The sequence below is a fragment of the Thiofilum sp. genome, assembly GCF_016711335.1.
Taxonomy (GTDB): domain Bacteria; phylum Pseudomonadota; class Gammaproteobacteria; order Thiotrichales; family Thiotrichaceae; genus Thiofilum.
This window is the reverse complement of the sequence record NZ_JADJTF010000004.1, coordinates 1-24536: the sequence shown is the minus strand read 5'-3', so window position 1 is coordinate 24536 and position 24536 is coordinate 1. Positions and strand designations below refer to the sequence as shown.

Annotated in this window: 26 protein-coding genes; 17 read left to right on the top strand and 9 right to left on the bottom strand. The window is 44.0% G+C overall.

Annotation, left to right across the window (positions count from 1 at the left end):
- Positions 1-27 precede the first annotated feature (27 nt).
- Complete coding sequence (locus tag IPL34_RS19250) at positions 28-1059, bottom strand: substrate-binding domain-containing protein (RefSeq protein ID WP_296843156.1); 1032 nt, start codon at positions 1057-1059, stop codon at positions 28-30.
- A gap of 140 nt (positions 1060-1199) precedes the next feature.
- On the opposite strand from IPL34_RS19250, the gene IPL34_RS19245 reads away from it, so the two are divergent.
- Positions 1200-1979, top strand: a complete 780-nt coding sequence (locus IPL34_RS19245) for a PD-(D/E)XK nuclease family protein (protein WP_296843155.1) — start codon at positions 1200-1202, stop codon at positions 1977-1979.
- Here IPL34_RS19245 and IPL34_RS19240 read toward each other — a convergent pair.
- Entirely contained in the window at positions 1937-2536 is a 600-nt protein-coding gene (locus IPL34_RS19240) for an ACP phosphodiesterase (RefSeq protein ID WP_296843154.1), read from the bottom strand. The genes IPL34_RS19245 and IPL34_RS19240 overlap by 43 nt on opposite strands.
- 162 nt (positions 2537-2698) lie before the next feature.
- On the opposite strand from IPL34_RS19240, the gene IPL34_RS19235 reads away from it, so the two are divergent.
- From IPL34_RS19235 to IPL34_RS19225, 3 genes are all read left to right on the top strand, one after another.
- Positions 2699-4063, top strand: a complete 1365-nt coding sequence (locus IPL34_RS19235) for an ATP-binding protein (protein WP_296843153.1) — start codon at positions 2699-2701, stop codon at positions 4061-4063.
- A complete protein-coding gene (locus IPL34_RS19230; protein ID WP_296843152.1) occupies positions 4063-4746 on the top strand; it encodes a response regulator in 684 nt (227 codons plus the stop codon). The genes IPL34_RS19235 and IPL34_RS19230 overlap by 1 nt, the downstream gene beginning before the upstream one ends.
- An 83-nt stretch (positions 4747-4829) precedes the next feature.
- Positions 4830-9218 carry a tetratricopeptide repeat protein gene (locus IPL34_RS19225; protein ID WP_296843151.1) on the top strand — a complete coding sequence of 1463 codons (4389 nt, stop codon included), beginning with the start codon at positions 4830-4832 and terminating at the stop codon, positions 9216-9218.
- A gap of 49 nt (positions 9219-9267) precedes the next feature.
- Here the strand turns inward: IPL34_RS19225 and IPL34_RS19220 are convergent, their stop codons facing one another.
- Positions 9268-10416, bottom strand: a complete 1149-nt coding sequence (locus tag IPL34_RS19220) for a YHYH protein (protein ID WP_296843150.1) — start codon at positions 10414-10416, stop codon at positions 9268-9270.
- 79 nt (positions 10417-10495) lie between these two features.
- Positions 10496-11089, bottom strand: a complete 594-nt coding sequence (locus tag IPL34_RS19215) for a HugZ family protein (protein WP_296843149.1) — start codon at positions 11087-11089, stop codon at positions 10496-10498.
- 70 nt (positions 11090-11159) lie between these two features.
- Between IPL34_RS19215 and IPL34_RS19210 the strand changes: the two genes are divergently transcribed.
- The 3 genes from IPL34_RS19210 to IPL34_RS19200 all read left to right on the top strand — a co-directional run bounded on the left by IPL34_RS19210 (position 11160) and on the right by IPL34_RS19200 (position 12976).
- Positions 11160-11927, top strand: a complete 768-nt coding sequence (locus IPL34_RS19210) for an arylamine N-acetyltransferase (protein ID WP_296843148.1) — start codon at positions 11160-11162, stop codon at positions 11925-11927.
- Between the two features lie 74 nt (positions 11928-12001).
- Entirely contained in the window at positions 12002-12493 is a 492-nt protein-coding gene (locus IPL34_RS19205) for an NUDIX domain-containing protein (protein ID WP_296843147.1), read from the top strand.
- 18 nt (positions 12494-12511) lie between these two features.
- Positions 12512-12976, top strand: coding sequence for an ASCH domain-containing protein (locus IPL34_RS19200; RefSeq protein ID WP_296843146.1), 465 nt, complete (start codon positions 12512-12514; stop codon positions 12974-12976).
- Between the two features lie 20 nt (positions 12977-12996).
- Here the strand turns inward: IPL34_RS19200 and IPL34_RS19195 are convergent, their stop codons facing one another.
- From IPL34_RS19195 to IPL34_RS19185, 3 genes are all read right to left on the bottom strand, one after another.
- Entirely contained in the window at positions 12997-13686 is a 690-nt protein-coding gene (locus tag IPL34_RS19195) for a YafY family protein (protein WP_296843145.1), read from the bottom strand.
- 27 nt (positions 13687-13713) lie between these two features.
- On the bottom strand, positions 13714-14103 hold the full coding sequence (locus tag IPL34_RS19190; RefSeq protein WP_296843144.1) for a VOC family protein: 390 nt from the start codon (positions 14101-14103) through the stop codon (positions 13714-13716).
- A 233-nt stretch (positions 14104-14336) separates the two neighbouring features.
- A complete protein-coding gene (locus IPL34_RS19185; protein ID WP_296843143.1) occupies positions 14337-14858 on the bottom strand; it encodes an alpha-ketoglutarate-dependent dioxygenase AlkB in 522 nt (173 codons plus the stop codon).
- 141 nt (positions 14859-14999) lie between these two features.
- On the opposite strand from IPL34_RS19185, the gene IPL34_RS19180 reads away from it, so the two are divergent.
- On the top strand, positions 15000-15956 hold the full coding sequence (locus IPL34_RS19180; RefSeq protein WP_296843142.1) for a site-specific integrase: 957 nt from the start codon (positions 15000-15002) through the stop codon (positions 15954-15956).
- Positions 15957-16014: 58 nt separating this feature from the next.
- Here the strand turns inward: IPL34_RS19180 and IPL34_RS19175 are convergent, their stop codons facing one another.
- On the bottom strand, positions 16015-16359 hold the full coding sequence (locus tag IPL34_RS19175) for a metalloregulator ArsR/SmtB family transcription factor (protein ID WP_296843141.1): 345 nt from the start codon (positions 16357-16359) through the stop codon (positions 16015-16017).
- A gap of 132 nt (positions 16360-16491) precedes the next feature.
- Between IPL34_RS19175 and IPL34_RS19170 the strand changes: the two genes are divergently transcribed.
- The gene (locus IPL34_RS19170) at positions 16492-17163 is read left to right on the top strand and encodes a response regulator transcription factor (protein ID WP_296843140.1); all 672 of its coding nucleotides are present in this window, start codon (positions 16492-16494) and stop codon (positions 17161-17163) included.
- Between the two features lie 219 nt (positions 17164-17382).
- Here IPL34_RS19170 and IPL34_RS19165 read toward each other — a convergent pair whose 3' ends face one another.
- On the bottom strand, positions 17383-18663 hold the full coding sequence (locus tag IPL34_RS19165) for a HAMP domain-containing sensor histidine kinase (RefSeq protein ID WP_296843139.1): 1281 nt from the start codon (positions 18661-18663) through the stop codon (positions 17383-17385).
- A 181-nt stretch (positions 18664-18844) separates the two neighbouring features.
- On the opposite strand from IPL34_RS19165, the gene IPL34_RS19160 reads away from it, so the two are divergent.
- The 8 genes from IPL34_RS19160 to IPL34_RS19125 form a co-directional block, all read left to right on the top strand.
- On the top strand, positions 18845-19270 hold the full coding sequence (locus IPL34_RS19160) for a nuclear transport factor 2 family protein (RefSeq protein ID WP_296843138.1): 426 nt from the start codon (positions 18845-18847) through the stop codon (positions 19268-19270).
- Positions 19267-20010: an SDR family NAD(P)-dependent oxidoreductase gene (locus IPL34_RS19155; RefSeq protein ID WP_296843137.1), complete on the top strand. Its 744-nt coding sequence runs from the start codon at positions 19267-19269 to the stop codon at positions 20008-20010. The genes IPL34_RS19160 and IPL34_RS19155 overlap by 4 nt, the downstream gene beginning before the upstream one ends.
- Entirely contained in the window at positions 20007-21251 is a 1245-nt protein-coding gene (locus IPL34_RS19150) for an FAD-dependent oxidoreductase (RefSeq protein WP_296843136.1), read from the top strand. Before IPL34_RS19155 ends, IPL34_RS19150 begins: the two co-directional genes overlap by 4 nt.
- Positions 21248-22000, top strand: coding sequence for a DUF1365 domain-containing protein (locus IPL34_RS19145; RefSeq protein ID WP_296843135.1), 753 nt, complete (start codon positions 21248-21250; stop codon positions 21998-22000). Before IPL34_RS19150 ends, IPL34_RS19145 begins: the two co-directional genes overlap by 4 nt.
- Entirely contained in the window at positions 22000-23268 is a 1269-nt protein-coding gene (locus tag IPL34_RS19140) for a cyclopropane-fatty-acyl-phospholipid synthase family protein (protein WP_296843134.1), read from the top strand. Before IPL34_RS19145 ends, IPL34_RS19140 begins: the two co-directional genes overlap by 1 nt.
- On the top strand, positions 23237-23749 hold the full coding sequence (locus IPL34_RS19135) for a DUF2878 domain-containing protein (protein ID WP_296843133.1): 513 nt from the start codon (positions 23237-23239) through the stop codon (positions 23747-23749). Before IPL34_RS19140 ends, IPL34_RS19135 begins: the two co-directional genes overlap by 32 nt.
- Entirely contained in the window at positions 23742-24260 is a 519-nt protein-coding gene (locus IPL34_RS19130) for a chalcone isomerase family protein (RefSeq protein WP_296843132.1), read from the top strand. Before IPL34_RS19135 ends, IPL34_RS19130 begins: the two co-directional genes overlap by 8 nt.
- Before the next feature lie 16 nt (positions 24261-24276).
- The coding region (locus IPL34_RS19125) for a DUF3833 family protein (protein ID WP_296843131.1) at positions 24277-24536 on the top strand (260 nt) is incomplete at its 3' end.

Sequence of the window (24536 nt, the reverse complement as noted above, 5' to 3'; positions counted from 1 at the left end):
CAGGTATTAGTTGCTATTTTCCTTAGACTAATGGCTTGCCAAAGCCTGTGTCGATTCACGCACTATCAATTGTGGCTGAGTCATCTGCTGCCATTTGAGCGGATTAGCGCCTGCTATCAGTTCAATAATTATAGTAGCTAAGGGTTCACACGCATCCCGAATCGGCGCATAGGTCACCGTCAAAGGTGGTTCAAATTGAGTCGCTTGCCAGTGGGGTAAATCATCATCATGGGCAATGACCGCAATATCTTTACCGACTACTAATGAATGCTGCGCCGCTGCGCGATACACCCCCGCCGCTTGTGAAGTGGTGGAGCATAAAAACGCGGTCGGTTTATCATTCAGTTCACCGCTCAAAGCTCGCATCGCCCAGTGATAGCCTGCTGCTTCGGTTAAATCAGTCGGTATATGCATAAAGGTTTTAGCGTCAATTTTAAGCTTTTTATATTGGCTTAATGCCCCTTGCAACCGTTGATTAGCATAGGACATACGCTCTGGACCATTAATAAAAGCAATATTACGATGTCCCAAATTCAGCAATAGCTCGGTTGCTTCGGCAAAAGCCCCTTTATTATCAATATCAAAATAAGCATAAGAAACCTTGGCATCACTGTGACCGTGCATCACAAAGGGCATATTAGCGGCTTGCAACAGTGGGATGCGGGGATCATCAGCATGAGGGCGATTTAAAATCATTCCATCGACCGCACCGCGATTGAGTAAGCGCCGATAGGCTTCTAAATCATCCACTTGAGTAACCACATGAAACACCATATCCAAGCCACCTTTTTCAATCGCTAAGGTGAGATTAGTCATAAACTCTAGCTGATTGAGGTCTTGGATTTGGTTGTGTTCTAGTAGCATCATCATGGCAATAATGCCAGAGCGTCCGGTGGCTAATTGGCGTGCATTGAGATTGGGTTGGTAGTTAAGTTTAAGCGCGGCTTCTTGTACCCGTTCACGGGTTTTTTGACCGACTTCGGGATAACCATTTAATGCCCGACTCACTGTAGCGCGTGATAGCCCTAAGTAATCCGCAATATCTTGTAAAGTGGTCATACCAAAATCCTACGCGCTAACAATAAACAGGCGCAATGTGCCACGTAATGCTAACAATAGCAATCCTTTATATTACAGTCTCTTGCATGCTATTAGACTAGGGTAAAGCCTTTAAGATGAAAGGTTAAGGCGCTAGTGTTATGCTCCTCCATACCCCTATGATGAGCTGTTTGTTTATGTCGTTGCCCTTTACCCCTACCTATAGCAGTTTGAATACCTTTATTGCTTGTGAGCGAGCCTATCAAGCGTTCTATGTCACGAAAGAAGCGATTAAACAGGACACTCCCGCGACCCTATTTGGCTCCTTAATTCATGCTTTAGCCGAGGAGTATGCTAGATATGCACAAATCGCTACTATGCCCAGCAGTGATTACGATGATCCAGAGCGCCATTTTCAGCATATCAAACAGATTATTGATCAATACAAACCTAAATCCTCTCAAGTCTATATCGAACACGAACTCAATATGTCTAAAGACGGTCAGGTATTAGAATGGACTGACCCTAATGGTTTAATTCGCGGGCGCAATGATTTTATTTGTATTAATGATCAAGGGGTGGCGGTCTTAATTGATTGGAAAACGGGGAAGTTTAAAGAGCAATATTACGACCCTAAGCAGTTGCAATGGAATGCTTTATTAATCTTTGCCCGCTTTCCCCAAGTGCACACCTTATATTTTTGCTATGTGTATACCGGAGAGGGATTACAAAAAAAGGGCAAGATTGAGCGCAAAGATATTCCAGCCATTAGTGAGCAAATTGTGCATTGGCATAAGCGTTTAGAGCATGCTTATCAGACCGATAGCTGGACACCTAAGCGTTCTGGATTGTGTAAAAATCACTGCGAAGTACTCAATTGCCGTTTTAATGGGCGGCGTCAATTAGGGCCTTTAGGTGGCAAACCTATTGAAATGGCTTGAATATGTGCCATCAGTTCAGGGTAAAACTGATTAAAATCGTCCATTAGCTCGGTTTCAATGAGCCTTAGATTTTCAACCGCTCCTGAAAGTTGAATTGGGCGCTTAAACCGTTTGGACATACGTACTAAGCTTAATTCAATACCTGCTAGGGTTTGATAAGAGCTTAACCAGTGTTGCTCGATTAAGTGCTTAATAATAGTGGGCGCAGGATTAGGTAAATCTCGTGTCTGAGCGAGTTGCACATGAGTCGCTTGAATAAACTCATTTAAGGATGCAGTGGCGTAAAACTCCCAGCTTTGGCTTAAACAGTAATCATAAAAAACGTCAATCAAGATACCCGCAAAGCGCGTAAAGGGTGGGGTAATGCGTTGTTTGCTCACTTTGACTTGGGGGTGTTGATCGGTAAAGCGATCAATCGCTTGATGTACACTAATCGCGTATTGTTGTTCGGGAGTAAACTGGTGCAAGTGACGGGTATTAATCAGGTCAGGCAATAAGCTACTGGCAGGATCAGCCTGTACCAGAGCCGCTAAATGTAAATGCGCTAACCAGTTCATAAGAGCCATTGAATTAAAAAAGTACTCGCATTAAGCCAGTAAGACACACTATTTGCAAAGTACCCAAGTAAGCTATAGGGGTAAACATAGCGGACATTAAGCACTATGACACTGAAAATCTTTCATAAATTATTTCTCACTCTGTTAGGAGCGAGTGGGGTCATGGTGCTGATAATGGCGATTTTTAGCCAATGGAGTTTTAAAACGGGCTTTGCTGAGTATCTCCATAATAGTGAATTAGCGAAGGCTAAGAGTCTCACTCAACAGCTCGCCCGCTATTATGAGCAACAAGGTAGCTTCCAAGCCTTACAAGCGCAAGATAGAAATTGGCATCAACTCATTGCTCAATTAGAGCCTAATATCGATCTACCGCCGCCCCAAAAGCTACCCGAACCGCGTATTAAAAAGCGTGCACTCCCCCTTATTTTGCGCCTAAGCCTGTTTGACCAACATCACCAGTTTATAGTAGGTGATCCCTTAGCTAAACAATTGGAGCAAGGGCAAACCTTGACTGAGTTTCCTATTGTAATTCAGCTAGGGCAAACGGTGGGTTGGCTAGTGGTGCGTCAAGGACAACCGATTACGGATGAATTGGCAGAAGCCTTTATTAAGCAGCAAAGTACTCATTTATATTGGATTATATTAGTAGCAGCAGGCTTAGCTTTGGTTTTAAGTTGGTTGCTATTACGCCATTTTTTAAAGCCGATTCAATTGCTTAAATCAGGCACGCAAGAGCTTGCAGAGCATAAACTCAATACCCGTATTCCCATCACTAGCCAAGATGAGTTAGGGCAATTGGCACAGCATTTTAATCAAATGGCTGAGACTCTAGAGCGCAATGCGATTAACCAGCAGCAATGGATTACCGATATTTCCCACGAATTACGTACTCCTTTGGCGGTGTTGCAAAGTGAGAGTGAAGCCTTATTAGATGGAGTGCGCCCGCTTAATCTCAAAGCAATTGAGTCTTTGCATCAGGAGATTATGGGCTTAGGGCAATTGGTGGAGGAGTTGCATTATCTAGCACGGGCGGATTCGGGTGAATTAGTACTTGAGCGTGAAGCATTGATACTGAATGAAGTGATCGCTCATAGTGTGGTGAGTATTCAAGCCTTAATTCAGGACAAAGGCTTAACCCTAGAGCTGGAAGCTGTAGCGCCCATTAAGATAGCAGGGGATGCTCAGTGGCTGAAACAATTATGGGTCAATCTCCTAACTAATAGTGTGCGCTATACCGATAGCGGCGGGCTGATCAAAATCACCTATCAGCTCAATCCCGCTCAACGCACGGTACAAGTCCTATTAGATGACACGCCGCCTGCTGTGCCTAGTGAGTCATTGCCCTATTTGTTTGAGCGTTTGTATCGGGTTGATGCATCGCGTCAACGTTCTAAAGGTGGCTCTGGTCTGGGATTAGCAATTGCTAAAGCGATTGTGACTGCGCATCAGGGTATGATTGCGGCTGAACCTTCGCCCTTAGGTGGTTTACGAATTAGGGTCGTGTTGCCCTATCAGGAGGGAAAATAATGTCTAAAGCACAACCCTTAATTTTAATTGTGGAAGATGAACCCAAACTAGCGTCTGTTTTAATGGATTATCTCATTCATAATGACATGCAGGCACATTGGCTCCATCAAGGCTTAGGGGTGATTGAGTGGGTAAAGCAATATAATCCCGATTTAATAGTGCTGGATTTAATGTTGCCAGAGCGCGATGGTTTGTCGATTTATCGCGAGTTGCGCACCTTTAGCGCCCTTCCGGTGATTATGGCAACGGCAAAAGTGACCGAATTAGATCGGCTGCGTGGTTTGGAATTGGGGGCGGATGATTATATTTGTAAGCCCTATAGTCAGCGTGAATTAGTAGCAAGAATTAAAAACATTTTACGCCGTACTCAAATACCGGCTACTAATACAATGGAATTAATTAGTACTGATCCCGAACGTTTAGAAGCTAGAGTAAAAGGGCAAGTATTGGATCTCACGCCCTTTGAATTTCGTTTATTGCATTATTTGGTGCAGCATCCAGAGCGAGTTTATAGTCGAGCGCAATTATTAGATCAGCTTTATGAGCCGAATCACGAAGTATCCGAGCGAGTGCTGGATAGTCATATTAAAAATTTACGCCGCAAGTTAGAGCAGCTATTGCCTGAACATGATTTGATTCGAGCGGTGTATGGGGTGGGGTATAAATGGGTGTTGCCGAGTTGAATAGGGCTGAATATTTTAAGTTTAACTCAAACTACCTTTAGTCCAGTGATATACTCCGCTTATCCCCAGCTCAGGAGTATTGCATGTCGACGCCTCACTCACACATTTTTATCTCTCATGCGTCTGCCGATGATGCTTTCGTCAAACAGTTACGCGAGCAATTAGAAGCAAATCATTTAAAAGTTTGGGTAGATTCGCGTAATTTACGCGGGGGCGATCAGTTACGCCCTGAGATTGAAGCCGCCATTCGTGTAGCGCGGCATGTGTTAGTAGTGATTAGTCCTGAAACTATTAATTCTGATTGGGTGTTTGCTGAAATCAAATTAGCTGAGCAAGTCGCTAAGGAACGCGCTGATTTTCGTATTATTCCCTTGATGCTCCCCAATATCACACCCAAAGCTTTAAAGCGTTATTTTAGTGAAGAACCTGCGGGTGAGAGGATTGAGCTAGGTGTGGGTAAGCTCGAAGAAGCTATGCCACGTATTTTGGCGGCGTTGGGTGAGCGTTTACCGGATGAGATGAATGTGGCGCAAGCTATTCAGTTTAAGCCCTTAGTCGAATTACGTTTAGAGCTAAGCGAGCCTACGATTCAAGCACTGGACAATCATACCGAGCAAGTCAGTGCTAGAGCTAAATTAATCTTTGATGCGGGTAATCCTGTTGAACGTCCGATTGAAACCACAACGTTTAAATTTACCTTGCCGATTCCAGCTAAAGGGTTGCAAGGCTTAGAGGAATTGAGCTGGTATTTAGAGCACTATCACGAGTGGGCTGTGGGGGTGTTTCGCACCCGTGCGGAGAAGCTTGAGGAGTTATTACCGCAATGGGGTAAAGCACTCTATCAAGCCACATTAGGTAAAGAGTATTGCCACGAAGTCCTGCAATCGTGGAATCAGCATAAACATGCAGATCGGCGTTTTTCGGTGCAAATCAGTGCGGAGGTAATGGAGGGCGAAAGCTTAGCGGCTCAAGAGCAAGCGCGTATTGCAGCCAGTCGCTTACAAGCCGTGCCTTGGGAGTTATTGCATGACGATGAGGGGTATTTAGCCGAGGGTAAATATCCGATTCGAGTCCGGCGGCGCTTACCGAATTACAAACAGCATGAAGCCTTGCAACTGAGTCTCCCGATTCGGATTTTATTAGTCACCAGTCGCCCCGAACAAAAAGGCGTGAGCTATCTTGACCATCGCGCTAGTGCTTTGCCTTTGGTGAATGCGGTTGAAAATCTGGGGAGCTTGGTGCAGTTGACCTTGTTATCACCTGCTACAGTGGAGGCTTTAGAGCAAGAATTGCAGCGGGCTAGTCGGGCGAATGAACCCTATCATGTGCTGCATTTTGATGGTCATGGGGTATATGACGCGCACTATGGGCTGGGGGCGTTGTGCTTTGAAAAAGCTGAGGATGCTAAGCAACTGGAACAGCGCCGTATGGATTTAGTCCATGCGGATAAACTAGCGGCATTATTGCGTGATTATCGGATTCCTCTAGTGGTGCTGGAAGCGTGCCAGAGTGCGCAAAGTGATAAAAATCCTACCGATTCGGTGGCGGCGAGTTTATTGCAGCAGGGGATTAGCTCCGTTGTGGCAATGACGCATAGTGTGCTGGTGGTGACAGCGCAGCAATTTGTCGAGCCGTTTTATCAATCCTTAGCGCAGGGTGAGCGCGTGGCGTCGGCGATGTTGCAGGGGCAAAGTAGTTTAATGCGTAACACCTTCCGCTTTTCGCAGCAAAGCGTGGGTGATGTGCATTTAAAAGATTGGTTTGTACCTATTTTATACCAAGAACACTACGACCCTGCTTTATTCCAGACCTTGCCTTCAGAAATGGCGCAGCGGGTGAATACCCATAGACGCGCTTTGCAGTTTGGCTTTTTGCCTGAGACGCCTTCTCATACCTTTATTGGGCGCAGTCGTGAGTTGTTGCAGGTGGAGCGCTTATTGGAACAACAACCTTATGCCGTGTTACGGGGTCAAGGGGGAATAGGTAAGACGACGCTGGCGGTGGAATTGGCGCGGTGGTTGGTGCGTAGTGGGCGTGTGGATCGGGCGGCGTTTATTAGTGTGGAGGATGGCTACAATCGCCATGTGCGGGCGGTGGTGGATGTTTTGGGTAAGCAGTTGGTAGGGGATTATTACGCGGTTGCTGAGTACAAAGATTTAAAACAGGCGCTACAGCCGATTCAACGTGAGCTGGAAAATCAGCGCGTGTTGATTGTGGTGGATAATGTAGAGAGCTTGTTGGCGGATGAGGCAAATTTGGCGGAGGTTTTAGAACTTTTGTGGGGTTTGTTACTGCCTTTGCCCCCATCCCCAGCCCTTCCCCCGAAATGGGGGAAGGGGGCGAAGATGCTGTTTACCTCACGCGAGGCTTTGCCTGAGCCTTTTGTGGTGCGTCCTATTACGTTGGGGGCTTTGAGTGTGCGGGATGCTAAGGCTTTGGTGTTGCAGGTGATGAATACCGAGGGGTTGCAACTGCGCCATGATGAGCGTGGGCATGAGCCGGAGCAGGTGAGGGCGTTGGTGGAGGCGGTGGGGTGTCATGCGCGGGCGTTGGTGTTGTTGGCGCGGGAGTTGGCACGGTCGGGCTTGAGTGCGACCACTGAGCATACTCAACAGATTATGCACGATTTGCATCAGCGTTTCCCTGATCAGCGTGAGTTGTCGTTGTTTGCGAGTGTGGAGTTGTCGTTGCAGCGCTTGTCGCCGGAGATGCGGGAGCGGGTGCAAGGGTTGGCAGTGTTTGAGGGTGGGGGAATTCTTTATACGGTTTCTGAAGTAGCGTGTGCTGGTGAGGTTGAGCCAGCTAAACAACTATTAGCCGAACTGATTGAGGTAGGTTTAGCTGAAGAACAAGCCTATAGCTATGTACGTTTCGACCCTGCTTTAGCACCTTATTTAAAATTGTCTTTGAGTGAGGAGCAGTGGCAAAGCTATCAACAGCGTTGGGTAGAGGTGATGGGGGAGTTGGTTGATTACCTTTATCAACAACGTTTTCAAGATACTCAGTTAGCGCAACAGCTAGGTTTATTAGAGTTGCCTAATTTAATGCGTTATTTACAACAACAGGTGCAAGCATGGCAACAAGAGCCAGTGAGTGGCGATTTAGTATTAGATAAGTTGGGTAGGGTTGAACAATTACTTGCATCCCTAAACCAGCCTCAAGCGTTGCAAACGGTGGTGCAATGGCGGCACAGTATTGCGCAGACTATGACGGATTGGAGCCATGCGCGTTTTGAGCATGAGCGTATGAGTATTGAGCGTTTATTCCAGCAAGGTGATTTGCAGCAGGCTTCACACCAAGCTCAGCAACTATTAGCGCAATGTCAGCAAGCAGGTATGCATGCTTATACAGATGCAGATTATGATGGGGCAATAGCACAATTTTTATTAGGGCGGATATTAGAAATGGGTGGTGAATCTGCACAAGCTTTGCCCTATTTACAAGCGGCTCAACAGGGTTTTGAGGCTTTAGGCGAAAGTGGCGCAGGTATGGCTTCTAAGTGCTTAACTGAGCAAGGCGATTGTTTGCTTGGGCTAGGGCAATGGGATCAGGCGACTGAGGCTTATGAAAAAAGCATAATGTTAGATGAGGAGTTAAAGGATTTACGTGGTGTTGCTGTTGGAAAAATACAACTAGCTACCGTGCGTATGCAGCAACAGCGTTATGAGGAGGCTTTAGCAGGTTATCACGAAGCCTTAGATTTGTTTAACCAACTCAATGAACCTAGTTCAGTAGCTGTTGCATGGCATCAAATCGCTATGGTGTATCGACGGCAACAACACTATGCCCCAGCAGAGCACGCCTATAAGCAATCGTTAGCGATTAATAGTCAGCAAGGTAATCGAGCAGGTGAGGCAAGGACTTTAAGTGAGTTGGGTAATTTATATGATGATTGGGAGCGTTTAGAGCAAGCGCTTACTTGGTATCAGCAAGCAGTAGAGTTATATGTTGCTTTGCGAGATTTACGTTCTGAAGGTTTAGCACGCAATAATTTAGCGAATACTTTAATTCGCTTAGAGCGGTATGAGGAAGCGCGTATTGAGTTACAACGAGCGATTGAGTGTGACAAAGCATTTGGTCATGTAGCTGAGCCTTGGAAAACATGGGCTTGTTTATACAATTTAGAAACTGCCTGTGGTAACACGCAAGCTGCCCAAGCTGCACGGCAACAAGCCATACAATCCTATTTAGCCTATCGGCGTGAGGGTGGGCAGACTAATATTCTTTCTGCTCAATTAGCCCAAGCAACTTTACAAGCGATACAAGCAAAGCAAACGGATGTGATTTTGCAGGAACTACACGAAAGAGAGGCACAAACTCAGCAGCGCTACCTCAAAATATTTATTCCTAAACTTAGAGAAATTATTTCAGGTAGCCGTGATAAATCTTTAGCGGAAGATGAGGCTTTAGATTACGACGATGCTGTCGAACTCCTCCTATTACTAGAACAACTAGAAACCCTAGGCTTATAACCCATACTCACCCGCGCAAGGCGGCAACTCTGCCGCCCCACCCCAACCATCAACCCCCATTAGGGCGCATCCCCGGCAAACGATGCATAAAATCACTCGAAGGCGACCCCTTAAAACAACGCGGAATCATCGGATACTCATTCGTAATAAAATACGCATAAGTCCCCTGCGGAAACTCCGGCGTACTCGTCATCCGCCCATTACACTCATCCAAATTCCCCGCCCCCTGCACATACTCATAATCATTTAAAAACGTACCATCATACGTCCCCCCCGGATTCGTCCCCCCCTTAGGACGCTGACCCTGCTTCAAACGATAACTAGAACTCACCGGAATCACCTGTTTAGAATTAGCCTGATACCCATACAAGGCATAAATCGGAAAACCATCCGCCGCCCAACCCACCAATGGCGAATGCTTACTCGCGCTCACCCCCAAGCTTTGCAGCAATAAGGTAGGCTTGGCGTGATAATGATAAGCACCTGTTGGTTGCACATGGGCATGATTCGCATCCACCCCTAATGGAATCGCACCTGACATCGCTTCATACGTCCATGTCCGATCACCCTTATAAGTTTCTGCGGCAGTGGGATCAAAGGTCACACCATTCACCGCAATCCCAAAGTTATTCAGACCTATATTTTTAATTTGTCCGGTGAGTTTGGGGTTAAGAGGTATTTTAAAGGTATAGCTTTGCACACTAATTGAATTGGGATTACCCGCATTGGGGAATTTGCCCGTGCGATGCTTGGAAATACCATTAGCCACGATCACCCGCTGATTTCCTGAAGTTGTGACCGTAATCGTGGAGTTAGTAATCGGGTCTTGGGTGGCGGGTATGAGAGTTACCTTGCCACTGCTTTGATTAATCGTGTGCGAGTGCAAACCGCCACCCATACCACCTCCCATATCTCCTCCCATACCAGCGCCATTATTCGCAGGAGGCTGCATAGTGCCATTGCCACCATTCATAGGGGGCATACCTTGTGGCACACACGCGGTTTGACCACTCGGTACTTGTTGACACGAACCTTGTAGGGTGCGATCAGGGAGTTGTACGCTGCATTGAGTACCTACTGCTTTACTGGCACAAGCAGCTAAGGCTTCGGCGGGTGGTTGGCGCGGTGGCTGAGTCGCAGCATAAACCACACTGCCGACTAATGCCGTTAAACTGAATAGTACGGTGACAGGTTGCATGATTAGTATTCCTTGTATGAGGGAGACGATCACACAAGGCTATACCGCAATTCTGGAGGAAAAATGGAGAGGCAGGCACTTAATTACGTCGTAGCGTCACTTGGCTTAAATCATTCCCTGTGAGGGTATACGCTTTGCCAAAGCCTGCTACATACGACACCGTTTTAGGGCTTAAACGATATAGATGAAAATCAGGCAATTGGCGCAACATGCCAAAAAATTTACCAAATTGCTCATCAAATAACTGCAAAATCGGCTCACAACTCGGCATTTGGCGCGTGATCTCTACCGCATCACATTGCAAAGTGGCGCGTTTACGGGCAAAAAGCTGATTGGTTTTATCCTCATCCTCAATAAACAACACACTACAACGCTTGGTTTGCTTTAAGTTGCGCGTATGGGCGGCTAGCTCGCTGATGAAAATATAATAATCCCCTTGAGTACTCACATAAGGCGCATAACTCGCCTCTGGTACGCCCTCACTATTAGTCGTGGCTAATAGCAAGGTTTTGAACTGCTTAACAAAAGTATAAAAATCTTGAGTAATAGGGGCTAAATCAGAGTTAGACATCATAGGGTACTCGGTTACTAATAATGCGATTTTAGTACAGTTTATGCGGCAAATATCAATACAGTGAGGCGGCATCGGTAGCTGTACTGTAGGTTTAAACATAATCTGATCCTAGAGACGGTTTTTGCTCACCTTTACAATGACCTGATTGTTAAATTGAGTGAGTCTTTTTATGTTAGCGACTAATTTTTCATTACAAGACTATCTAGTGCGTATTCAATATCAGGGAGCTATTAATGCTAGTGCAGCGCATTTAAAAACTTTAATGCAGCAGCAATTATTCCATATTCCATTTGAAAACTTAGATGTATTAGCAGGTAAAGTGATTTCATTAGTTCCAGAAGATATAGTGCATAAGTTGATTCATAATAAACATGGTGGCTACTGTTACGAGGTGAATGGTTTGTTCACGATGGTTTTGCAAGCCTTAGATATTCCTTATCAATTAGTCGCGGCTCGTCCTATGTTTTATCCAGTTAAACGCCCTAAAACCCATATGGCGGTGATTGCCACAGTGGAGGGACAAGAGTATTTATGTGATCTAGGTTTTGGTAGCTATTGCATTCGTGAACCTTTGAATTTAGCGGATTGTAATCAACCGATTCAGCAAGGTTCTGATACTTTCCAATTAATCAAACAGGGTGATGAATATATCTTACAAGCTTTAGTCGAGGGTAATTGGATTAATCAATATGGTTTTAATCGTTGTCCAGTAGAGTTTATTGATTTTGCTCCTGCGAATTGGATGAACTCCACTCATAAAGATGCCATATTTACTCAAAAATATTTAATCGTAAAATTTAATCCTCAAGGTCGCACGATTTTATTAGGTGATCAGCTTAAGCAGGTGATAGGCAAAACCACTCAAGTACAAACTATTCAACCTGCTGATATTAAAACGGTATTGCGCGAGCATTTTAATTTAAACCTGCCTTCATAAAGACTTCATTGGTATCACAAGAGAGTAGGGTATAATCTAAGCTTAAGTTATTACCCTATTTAATTGAGGCTCTTATGCACTTTTGTCCAGAATGCACCAGCTCTTTAACCCAGCGTATGATTGGTGGTGCGGAGCGTACTGTATGCACCGCTAAAGGATGCCGCTTTATCCATTGGAATAATCCCACGCCCGTAGTAGCCGGAATAGTTAAATTAGGTGATGAATATATTTTGGCACGTAATGCGGCATGGCCTGAGTATATTTATTCGATGATCACTGGATTTTTAGAAGCAGGGGAGGAGCCAGATATTGCCATTATGCGCGAAACTCAAGAGGAATTAGGTTTAATAGCAGAGGAGGCTAAGTTTATTGGTCATTTCATTCATGCTAAGCGTAATCAATTATTAATAGCCTATCTAGTCAAAGCTCATGGTACTATCACTTTAAATGAGGAGCTAACCGATTATAAATTATTAACTCGTGACGAATTAGAAATATATAATTTTGAGCCACTTAAATTAACTGCCACTATTGTAAAGCAAGCACTACTGCAAGATGTTATTTAATATCTTTGGGTGATTAGGATGAGTCCATTATTAAAAAATTATTTGGATCGATATTTAGCAACTCAAGGTTTTATAGATGATAATCATCCTAAAAATATAAGTTTTGGTTATTTTTGTTCAGACGAGCAAAGTGCTAATCAATGTGCTCAGTTAGTATTAGCAGGTATAAAAACAGCTACTTGCAGCTTGAAAGATGGTTATGAGAAAGCTAATGAACCTATACCTAAGATCGGGAATTTGCATATAGTGACTGATTGGAGCGCTAATCCTATTTGTATTATTCAAGTTATCGAGGTTAGTGAAAAAGCATTTAATCAAGTGGATGAGAGGTTTGCTTACTTAGAAGGTGAGGGAGATCGGTCGCTTAATTATTGGCGGAAAGCTCATAGGGATTTTTTTGAGCGCGAGTGTCAATTACTGGATATGAGTTTTAATGAAAATAGCTTATTAGTTCTAGAGCGTTTTAAATTGGTTTATTATTAACAATTTATTTGGTATAGCTATCAGTGAGGCTGGCAGTTACGTACTAAAGCGAGAAAGTCATTAAGGCTTTGTCCATTTTGCTCTTCAAAGACTTGATCAGTGAGTTGGAATTGCTGGATGCGATCTAAGCGAAAGTTACGAAATTCATTACGTAATTCACACCATGCGGTTAATGTCCAAGCATATCCCCAGAAAAATAACCCAATCGGTTTAATGCGTCGGGTACTTTGTATCCCATCCGCACGAGTATAATCAATTTCTACATAATAATGGTGAGCAATCGCTTGGCGGCATTGATCAAAAATCTGCGTTAATTCAGGGCGTCTTTTAAAATGCGGTGCGAATAATTTAGTTTGTTCCAATTGTTGATGTAATTCACGGGGCATAACCGCATGAATTTTATCTAATACTGATTGAGCGCTACTACCTAATTCCATGCCTCCCCATGCTTTGAGCATTCTCACCCCTAATACCAGCGCCTCGACTTCAGCGGCGGTAAACATTAGTGGTGGAGTATCAAGGCTATAGCGTAAGTGATAACCCACCCCCGCCTCACCTTCAACGGGTACACCGGAGAGGCTTAAATCTTGAATATCACGGTAAACTGTGCGCTCCGAAATTTCTAAGCGCTCGGCTAATTCACGCGCCGTGACTAAGCGTTTATTACGTAAAATTTGAACCATTTGAAACAAACGATCAGCACGGCGCATAATAGTAGTTCTTTTAAAATGAAGGAGTTATTGCATCGAGTGTAAGCCGATCATATTGTTTTCGGTATCGTAAAACAAGGCAATATAGCCGTTTTCGCCGATACTGATTTTAGGTTTAAAAATACGCCCGCCCGCTGCTTCCACACGTTCTAATTCAGAGCAGTTTTCACTAGCAAAATAGACCAGCACGGCATTATTGCCTGCGGTATGCCCGCCCATTTTGACCAAGCCACCTCCACAGCCATAGCTTTTTTCATTCATAGGAAAGAGCTTCATTTCCATATCAGTCCACTCTTCCATATGAGGATTTTTCATATCCTCTAATTGGCATTGAAACACTTGCTCATAAAACGCTTGAGCGCGGGGCATGTCTTGCACATAAATTTCAAACCAAGCAACGGGGTTTTTAATGTCCATTATGGGAACTCCTGTGATGAATGAGTAGCTAGTTTAATACAGCACTCCTGACAGCATTATGTCAGGAGTGTGATGCATCACCTCAATTAAATATTAAGCAGATAAACCCTAAAATAATCATGTTTAATAATTTAAATTATGTTAAATTAATAAAAGGAAAATAGAGTCAGAAAACTTATAAATAAACTAACAGGAAAAGGCTTTTTCAAACAAAATGACTGATCCTACAGAGTTTAAGCTTTAATTTTGCGAAACGTTACACTAATACGTTCACCTACATTTCCTTGCTTAGGAATCGCATGTACCCAATCATCTTGAATAGCTTTTGACATATACAATAATGAACCACTCGGTAAATCAATAATATACTCAATACTACGATCCACCTTATACTGGTACACAATCGGTCGATTACTACCTAAAGATAAAATAGCCACCCCCGTACCCAGCTCTAACTCCACACTAGAATCAGAATGAAACCCCATAGAGGATTGACCATCAGGGTAATAATTCAATAAACAGTTATTCGGTAAAAAACCTAACTCTGATTCAATCTTTTGTGCAATCAAATTTAAATAATCGGGCATAGGCTCAATAGGATAATCGATTTGCGAATAATTATAAGGTACTCCAAAACTCGCGGTTTTGCGTGCCCTCATGCGTTCATCCCACTGAATATTAGTTTTAATAAACTCAAATAAGGCTAATGACTGAGTAATAAAGTTGGGATTAAAGTGAACATTCAATGTTGTCATAACAGTGTTTTCATTTACAGCTAGTTAAGCTAATTAATTTAACGAGTTTTAAAAATACCACGAGCAGAACACTTGCGCTACTCAGTAAAGCACTATACATTACTTCCTAGAAGGTACGTTATCGGAACTAATGTAAAAATAATGCCAACTCTGCTAGCCAAACACCGTAAAACAGCATCGCGTGAACTAAGTACGCTTAGCACCGATACTAAACAATTTATTCATCACGCACGCGCACCGAGTACCCGCAAAGCTTATGTGCAAGATGCGCAAGTATTTGTGCAGTGGTGTCAGCAACAGCAACGTGCCTCTTTGCCCGCCACTCCAGAAACGGTAGCTGATTTCTTAAGTGCTCAAGCACAGCAAGGTTGTGCCAATGCGACCTTGCGACGACGGGTGGCTGCCATTCGGTTTTTTCATACCAGCGCCAATTTTGAATCACCGACTCAATCAGAATTAGTGAGCAGTACTTTAAAAGGAATTCGTCGTACTATAGGGGCTGTACAGGAGAAAAAAGCCGCTCTCATGGTGGATAAACTGTATCAAGTACTGGCACAGTGTAATACTAAAAACCTGACCGGAAAGCGTGATAAAGCACTGTTATTATTAGGCTTTGCCGGAGCTTTACGCCGTAGTGAATTAGTGGCTTTGGATTGGAGCGATTTAGAATTCGTACCGGAGGGTTTACGTATTACTATTCGCCAGTCTAAAACCGATCAAGAGCAACAGGGGCAAACTATTGCTATTCCGAATGGACGTTTAAATGTTGCGACCGTGTTACAAGACTGGCTTTATCATGCCGCTATTACTGAAGGCGCAGTATTTCGTAGTATTAATAAGGTAGGACGTGTCGGTAAGCGTCTTAGTGATAAGACGGTCTATAATGTAGTTAAGCACTATACTGCTAAGGCTGGATTAGATCCTGATCTCTTTGGTGCTCATTCACTGCGCTCTGGCTTTATTACTACAGCGGCTGAAAACGGCGCTAATCTGTTTAAAATCATGGATGTATCGCGTCATAAATCGGTGCAAACTGTACAAGGCTATGTGCGCTATGCTGAATTATTTAAAGATCATGCAGGGTCTAGTTTCCTATAGTTTCGTAGTTTCACTTAAATTAGATGCCCCTAGATTAGATGAGTACTCATCTAATTTATCAGCCACAGAACTCGCGTCCCATAGGGTTACATTGAGCTAAGCGTATTTGATCCTCTTGGAATAATGCCTCTTGATGACTGATATACTGCATAGGAATCAGCGCTTGTTTAGCCCATTCAGGAAGTTGTGGATGTAAACGGTAATAAACCCATAATCCAGCCTTGCGATCTAATACCAATCCACTTTCACGCATCAGCGCTAAATGACGCGAAATTTTAGGTTGTGCTAGTTGTAAGGTTTCAGTGAGTTCACATACACACAGCTCACTCCGGCTCATTAATAACAGCACAATACGTAGGCGCGTGTTATCCGCTAATATTTTAATAAAGGTTTCTAGTTGCATAGTTCTATAATGAATTCAGATAGCGCTAGATAGTAGCAGCCTTTTACCCCTAACGCTTCCCTGTTTCGAGCCACCTATAATGTAGTATTCTGCTGCCATACTGAGACTAAATATACCCTAGGAACCCAAACGATGCTGGTATTGCTCATTGAGGATCATCGTTTACTGGCTGAAAACATTATTGATTATTTAGCTAGTGAGCAAATTGAAGTTGATTATGCCGCTAATGGTTTGCAAGGTTTAGAATTAGCGGTCACGCATGCCCATGATGCTATTTTGCTGGATATTAATTTACCTATTATTGATGGTTTTACGCTCTGCCAACGTTTACGCAGCGAGTACAATGTTGATACTCCGATTCTAATGCTGACTGCCCGCGATGAGCTGCAAGATAAATTAACCGGATTTGAGCGCGGCGCGGATGATTATTTAATTAAACCCTTTGAATACCGTGAGTTAGTAGCCCGTATTCAGGCTTTAGTTAAACGTCATCGCGGTGAAGTGACGCAAAAGCGCTTGGTGCTAGGGGGATTAGAACTTGATACCGGAACCCAACAAGTATGGCGTAATGGGCAAGAGATTATTGTCTCGCCTACCGGATTTAAAATCCTGCGCTTGTTAATGCGGGAGCATCCTCAAGTCGTCACCCGCGAACTATTGCAACGCGAAGTATGGGGTAGTGACATACCCGATACCGATGCCCTGCGTAGTCATCTTTATAATCTACGCAAAGTATTAGATCATCCTTTTGAGCGTGAGCTGATTCAAACCGTGAAAGGAGTAGGCTTAAAGCTAGCGCCCTGAGCGTCGTAGTATGTTTCTTACGCAGACAGTATCTAGCTAAAAGTAATCGTGTATTTCCTCCGCAGGCGCTGTAAATACATCCCTGTACGCTTCAAGGCGGCATCCCTGCCGCCAAGACTGCTCCAAAAATACACGATTACTTTGGTTCACGTACTTACATCCTTGCCGCCAAGACTGCTCCAGAAACATACTACGACGCTCAGGGCTTATTGTTACGATTTAAGAAAAAACAATACTTACTTGCGTACCTAATCCTACTTGGCTATTGAGGCTTAATTGCCAACCATAACGCTCACACAGGCGCTTAACTATATCTAATCCTAAACCATAGCCTTGAGTATTAGCATTGAGCCGCTCAAAAGGCTGTTGTGCTTGCGTTAGTTCAGTACTACTCATTCCTAATCCGGTGTCACTCACCACCACCGAGTTTTTATTGATTTGAATCAATACTTTACCTGCTTGAGTATAATTACAAGCATTACGGATTAAATTGCCTAGTACAATACCAATTGCCTGACTAGGCGCATCTACTTGTAATATAACGGGTTGCTCTAAAGTGAGTTGCACATGTTGATCACTATTGTGGGTTTGATTGATTTGCTCCATTAGGAGTTTTACCAACTCATTGACATTAATGGGAGTGCTGCCTTTAATATGTTTATTTTCTCGTGCTAAGAGCAATAAGGTTTCAATCAGCGAAACCATATCGCGTGAGGTTGTTTCCATGCGATCGACTGCACGTTGTTGTAAGGGGCTTAAAGGTTGCTTTTGAAGTAACTCCAGTGCTCCGCGAATGACGGCTAAAGGGGTACGTAGTTCATGACTAACATCATGAGTAAATTCACGCTCGCGCTGTAATTGACGCTTAAGGCGCTCCGTAAATTCTTGCAATGAATCGGCTAGTACTCTCACCTCATCATTCACATTAGTATCGGTATAGGCTTGTAGTTGTAGGGTATCTAAGGCTTGTGATCCTACATCGAATTGGCGCATCGTTTGTGCTAACGACACTAAAGGCGATAAAGTACGCCGCGATAAGCGATAGGCTATCCAAGCCGATAAATAAATCACAACAAGCGCTAAGCTTAAGGGTACTACCCCAAAATAAAACGATAATTTCCCCACACTTTGCTCATCGAACACTAAAAATAGTCGCTGTGAACCTTGGTCTTCCACATAAAGAATAGGGTCGTGTCCTTCTAGCCAAATACGTCTAAAACCGGGTGTAACATTTTGCAGCTCTTGGGGTAAATGGCTGTAATCACCTTGTTGAGCCACATAGCCTAATAAATTATCGGTATTAGGGGTTGGATGGTGGGGATCTTGTGCGACTAATGACCAATAATGCCTTGCCTCTCCCTCTAACGCCGCTCGAATCATGACTTTTTCCACAATTAGAGCCGCAATATAGACCCCCGCAACGGTAATCAAACTAATAAACACCATTTGCAGCACAAAGACGCGACTGAGTTTTTGGTAAATACCATTGGCTTTAAACATATTCACACACTTTCACGTTGCTTTGACATTGAGCAGGTTATCTTAAACCCGTAGATACTCAAAACTTCCAGTGCAAACCAGTGTGTTTCAAGGGGTTGTGCCAAAGAACCCCTGCGCTTTGGCACTCTTTTTAACCAACGGATTGTGCTCTATTTAATCTAAACGTTTAGGAACAAAATCTATGCTCCCGCCCGTATTACAACAATTCATCCATGTGTATGAAACGCTGCAAAAAGGGCAATGGGAACGTTTAGCTGATATTTATGCGCCTGATATTCACTTTCAAGACCCTTTACACCAAATCCAAGGTTTAGAGGCACTACAAAACTACTTTGCGCAACTCTACACCCATCTTCGCTCTTGCCATTTCGTGATTAAAGACGTTTGCCATCAAGAACAGCAAGCCTTTATTACGTGGAATATGACTTTTATTCATCCACGTTTGCAGGGAGGGAAGGAAATAACCGTAGAGGGGGCTAGTCACTTGCGTTTTGAGGAAAAGATCACCTTTCACCGTGATTATACCGATTTAGGGCAAATGCTTTACGAGCATATCCCCGTATTAGGCTCAGTGATTCAACTACTTAAAAGGAGGGCTGTTGCATGAAAACGGTTTTAATCACCGGAACAACCTCCGGTATTGGGCAGCAATTAGCACTGGATTATGCCGCCCAAGGTTGGCAAGTCATTGCTTGTGGGCGTAATGCAGAAAAATTAATAACCCTGCAACAACAAGCAGGCGCGGATCAATTACGAACCCTTACCTTTGATATTACTCAACGAGACGAAGTACTCGCCGCAAGCACCACTCTCTCTCAACGCTCTCAAGTACTCGATCTCGTTATTCTCAATGCGGGCACTAATCAATACATTGATAATGCCCGCGAATTTGATAGCCAAATCTTTGAACATATTATCAAGACTAATGTGCTCGGTGTTGGCTATTGTTTAGAAGCCTTTACCCGCCACCTCAGACGTGGCGGGCAATTGGCTCTGGTCGGTTCTAGTGCGTATTTATTCCCTTTTACTCGTGCCGAAGCTTATGGAGCGAGTAAAGCAGCGGTAGCGTATTTAGCACAAAGCCTCACCATTGATTTAAAACCACACGATATTGCCGTAAGCCTGATTGTTCCCGGATTTGTTGAGACACCACTGACGGATAAAAATGATTTTAAGATGCCTATGCGCATTTCAGTACAACAAGCCTCGCGTGAAATTCAAGCGGGTTTGGCAAAACGCCTACCTCTGATTGGCACACCTAAATTGTTTACTGGAATATTGCGTTTTATGAGCATTTTGCCCTATCGCTTACAACTCTTGCTGGCTCAAAGGATGGTACGTCAATGAAAATAGCGATTATTGGGTCAGGTATTTCAGGGCTAGTCTGTGCGCATCTACTAGCGCCTCAACATAAGGTCACACTGTTTGAAGCGAATGACTATTTAGGCGGGCACACAGCCACTAAAACGGTGTCACTGCAAGGGCAAGAGTGGAACATTGATACTGGATTTATTGTATTTAATGATCGTACTTATCCTAATTTTCAGAAGTTGTTACATCGCTTAGGTGTTCCTTATCAGCCTACTGAAATGAGCTTTAGTGTAAGTAATGAAGCTACCGGATTAGTGTATAACGGGCACTCCTTTAGTACCTTATTCGCGCAAACCCGTAATTGGTTTAATCCACGCTTTTATAGCTTATTGAGTGAAATCTTAGCTTTTAATAAACGCTGTAAGCAGTATGCAGCACAAGGCATTCCCGACCTCACGCTAGGTGAATTTTTAAAACAACAAAGCTTTAGCCGTTATTTTGCTGAGAACTATATTTTGCCTATGGGGGCTGCGATTTGGTCGGCGAGCTTAGGTGAAATTGAAGCCTTTCCACTGCGCTTTTTTATTCAGTTTTTTAATAATCACGGTTTATTAAATGTAAATGATCGTCCCCAGTGGTACACCATCACGGGAGGTTCACAGGCTTATATTCCATACTTACTTAAAGATCGAGCCGTCACTATTCGTCTTAGTACTCCCGTCCAAAGCATTCAGCGTACCGAGCAAGGCGTACAGATCAGCTCCCAGCAGGGAATGGAAACCTTTGATGAGGTCATTCTGGCTTGTCACAGTGATCAAGCACTGAGCCTATTAAGTGACGCAAACTCTTTAGAGCGGGAAGTGTTAGGGGCTATTCCTTATCGGCTCAATGAAGTGGTATTGCATCATGATGAGCGCTTACTGCCTGCTATTAAAAAAGCGAGTGCTAGCTGGAACTATCATCTATCCGGTGCAAAAGATAAGCCTGCCTCTGTCACGTATAGCATGAATATCTTGCAATGCCTACCTAAGCATGCACCTGAATTTTGTGTCACTTTGAATAATACCAGCCGGATTGATCCCACTAAGATTTTAGGTCAATACGCCTATAGCCATCCGGTTTATAGCCAAAGCATGGTAGCCGCGCAAGCACGACGTACACAAATTTGCGGACAACAACATACTCATTTTTGTGGTGCATATTGGTATAACGGCTTTCATGAAGATGGGGTGCGCAGTGCTTTGGATGTGTGCCAACGCTTGGGAGTTACTCTATGACTACGCTCAATAGTGCCCTCTATAGTGGCACAGTAGGTCATTGTCGCTATCAGCCGCGCCTACATCGTTTTAAATATTCTATTTTTCTACTGGCCCTCGATTTAGATGAACTCGACCACCTACCTGATTTAGGTATTTGGTTCAAAGTGAGTGGTAGAGCACTTATGAGTTTTCGTCCTGATGATTATATGCAACGCCAAGCTCAACTCACCCGTGCGCACGTTTGGGAGAAAGTCAGCGAACTAGGCGGTGACAATTACGCAGGCAAAGTAGTATTTCTAGGGCAAGTACGCTGCCTAGGCGTGTATTTCAGTCCAGTCAATTTTTATTACTGCCATGATCAGCAGGAGGAGTTGCGCTACTTAGTCGCTGAGGTCAGTAATACCCCTTGGAATGAGCGTCACTATTACCTAATCAATGCCCAAACTCAGCAACAACCGATTGCAAAAGCGTTTCATGTGTCGCCTTTCATGGATCTAGCCATAAACTACCATTGGCGTTTTTCAGCTTTAGCTAAGACTCTAACCTTACAGATTGAAAATCAGCGTGAGGGCGGGGACAAGCTATTTGATGCCACTTTAGTATTACAACAACGTCCTCTTACTAAAACACAACTGCGCTACGAGTGGCTACGTATTCCGGCTATGACTCTTAAAACGGTTGGCGCGATTTATTGGCAGGCGCTGAAGCTATGGATGAAGCGCATTCCTTATGTTCCCTATTCACGTAAAGCACAGGAGATGTCCTGATGAATTCTAATACCACCTTAGTCACTGAAAAACCGCTATCAAGTACTTGGTCTGGTCTAGCTAAACATTTGTTATTTAAGCTATTAAGCCAATTAGAGCAAGGACATTTAACTATTATTGAGGGTGATACCACCTATACCTTTGGCTATGCAGGCAGCCATTTACACGCCCAAGTGACCGTGCATGATCCGGCGATTTATGGGCGCATTTTGTTAGGGGGCGGTTCATTAGCAGCGGGTGAAACCTATGTGGAAGGTTTATGGGATACGCCTGACTTGACCAAAGCGGTACAGCTTTTAGTGCGTAATCGCGCAGTATTAGATGGTCTGGATCATGGATTTTCATTCTTCAGTCAATGGGGTCATCGCATCGCTCATACCTTACGCCCCAATTCTAAAAGCGGTTCTAAAAAGAATATTGTGGCGCACTATGACCTTGGTAATGATTTTTATCGTCTCTTTTTAGATGACACGATGATGTATTCGAGTGCGGTTTTCCCCACTACTCAGACCTCACTCTATGAGGCTCAAATTCATAAACTGGATGCGATTTGCCAACGCTTAGACTTAAAGCCGGGCGAAACTTTAATGGAAATTGGCACGGGTTGGGGAGGATTGGCCGTACACGCTGCCACTCATTATGGGGTCAAAGTCACCACCACGACTATCTCTGATGCGCAATACGCTTATGTCGAACGCCTGATACAAGAACGAGGTTTACAAAACCAAATTACCCTCTTGAAACAAGACTACCGTGAACTCAGCGGACAATTCGATAAATTAGTGTCAGTAGAAATGATTGAAGCGGTGGGGCATCAGCACTTAGGGCAATTTTTCCAAGTCTGCAATAAATTATTAAAACCCAGCGGACGCCTGCTGATTCAAGCGATTACTATTGCCGATCAACGTTATGATCGTTACCGCAAACAAGCTGATTTCATTCAGCGCTATGTCTTCCCCGGTGGTTTCCTACCCTCTATTACGGTGATGAGTGAGCGTATGACTCGCTTTAGTGATCTAAAAATCACTGGACTCACCGATATTGGTTTGGACTATGCCCTAACACTGCGCCATTGGTCAGAACGGTTAGAGGCTAAAAAGGATCAATTAGCCAGTTTAGGCTTAGATGAACGCTTTTATCGCTTATGGCAGTTTTATCTACGTTACTGTGAGGGTGGCTTTAGAGAGCGCTTAATCAGTACCGTGCATTTAGTGGCTGATAAACCGGAGTATGTCAATGAACAACATCCCGCGTTTTGTATGGCTTAATGCCTTCATTTTTCAAGCCTTATGGTGGTCAGCAGTCCTATTAGGTGATCAAGCGGTTTGGCTAATGTTAGGGTTATTAATCCTGCATGGGTATGTCAGCCCTAGCCGTTATGCCGATTTAGCTATTCTGCCGCTCGCCTTATTAGGCTGGTTAGTGGAGGCTGAGATGGTTGCCCTAGGTATTATTCAATTCCAAAGCCAGTTGGCACTCCCCGTGTATATGTTGTTGTTATGGATAGGCTTGGTGTGGAGCTTTAACCATAGTCTAGCTTGGTTGCAACCCTTACCGTGGTGGGGTTTAAGTATACTAGGTGCGGTGGCAGGGGGCTTGAGTTATTACGCAGCTCATCAACTGGGCGTATTGCAATGGGGTTTAGAACCTTGGCTTAGTGTCATAGTCATTGCAATACACTGGGCGCTATTACTGCCTACTCAATTATTAGCTTTACCCTATTTGAAAAGGAGATTAGCTCATGTTTAAGTTTAAGATGCCGCTTTTGTTAATGGCGAGCTGGTTACTCTTTACTAACCCACTGCTAGCGAGTCCAAATGAGTTACAAGCGGTGGGCACTTCACAGGTGAAAGCTTTCTTTGCACGTATTTATGAGGCCACGCTAAAAACTCCTGACGGGCGCTATCAAGCGAATCGCTATCCTTTAGCTTTAGAGATACGTTATCAACGTTATATTGCTAAAGAAATGCTGCTTAATGTGACCGATCAGCAGTGGCGACATTTAGGTGTCCCTGCTCCAGAGCGCCAACAGTGGTTAACTCAACTACAAAAGCTCTGGCCGAATGCCGTACAAGCGGGTGATACCTTGACTTTGTACGTCGATGCTAAAAGGGGCAATCGCTTTTATTACAATGGCAAACCCTTAGGAGGGGTCAATCATGCCCGCTTTGGCGAGCAATTTCTGGCAATTTGGCTCTCACCTAAAACTAGCCGCCCCGATATTCGTCAACAACTCATTACCCCCCGCAAACCTACTTAAGTAGGAAGGATTTTGTATGCACTACCGTCTCCAGTGGCTACGCCGCTTAGGAATACTTTTAATCTTAATCAGCACTTTTGGCTTAGGGAGTTGCAGCAGCATGTCGATTAATTCAGTCACCACTACTAATCCTAGCTTGCAATTAGAGGATTATTTTAAGGGTAAAACGCAGGCGCATGGTGTGCTATTAGATCGCTCTGGGGCAGCTACCCGTTATTTTAATGTAGACATTATTGGAACGTGGGTCGCTGAAACGCAGACGCTGACCTTAGATGA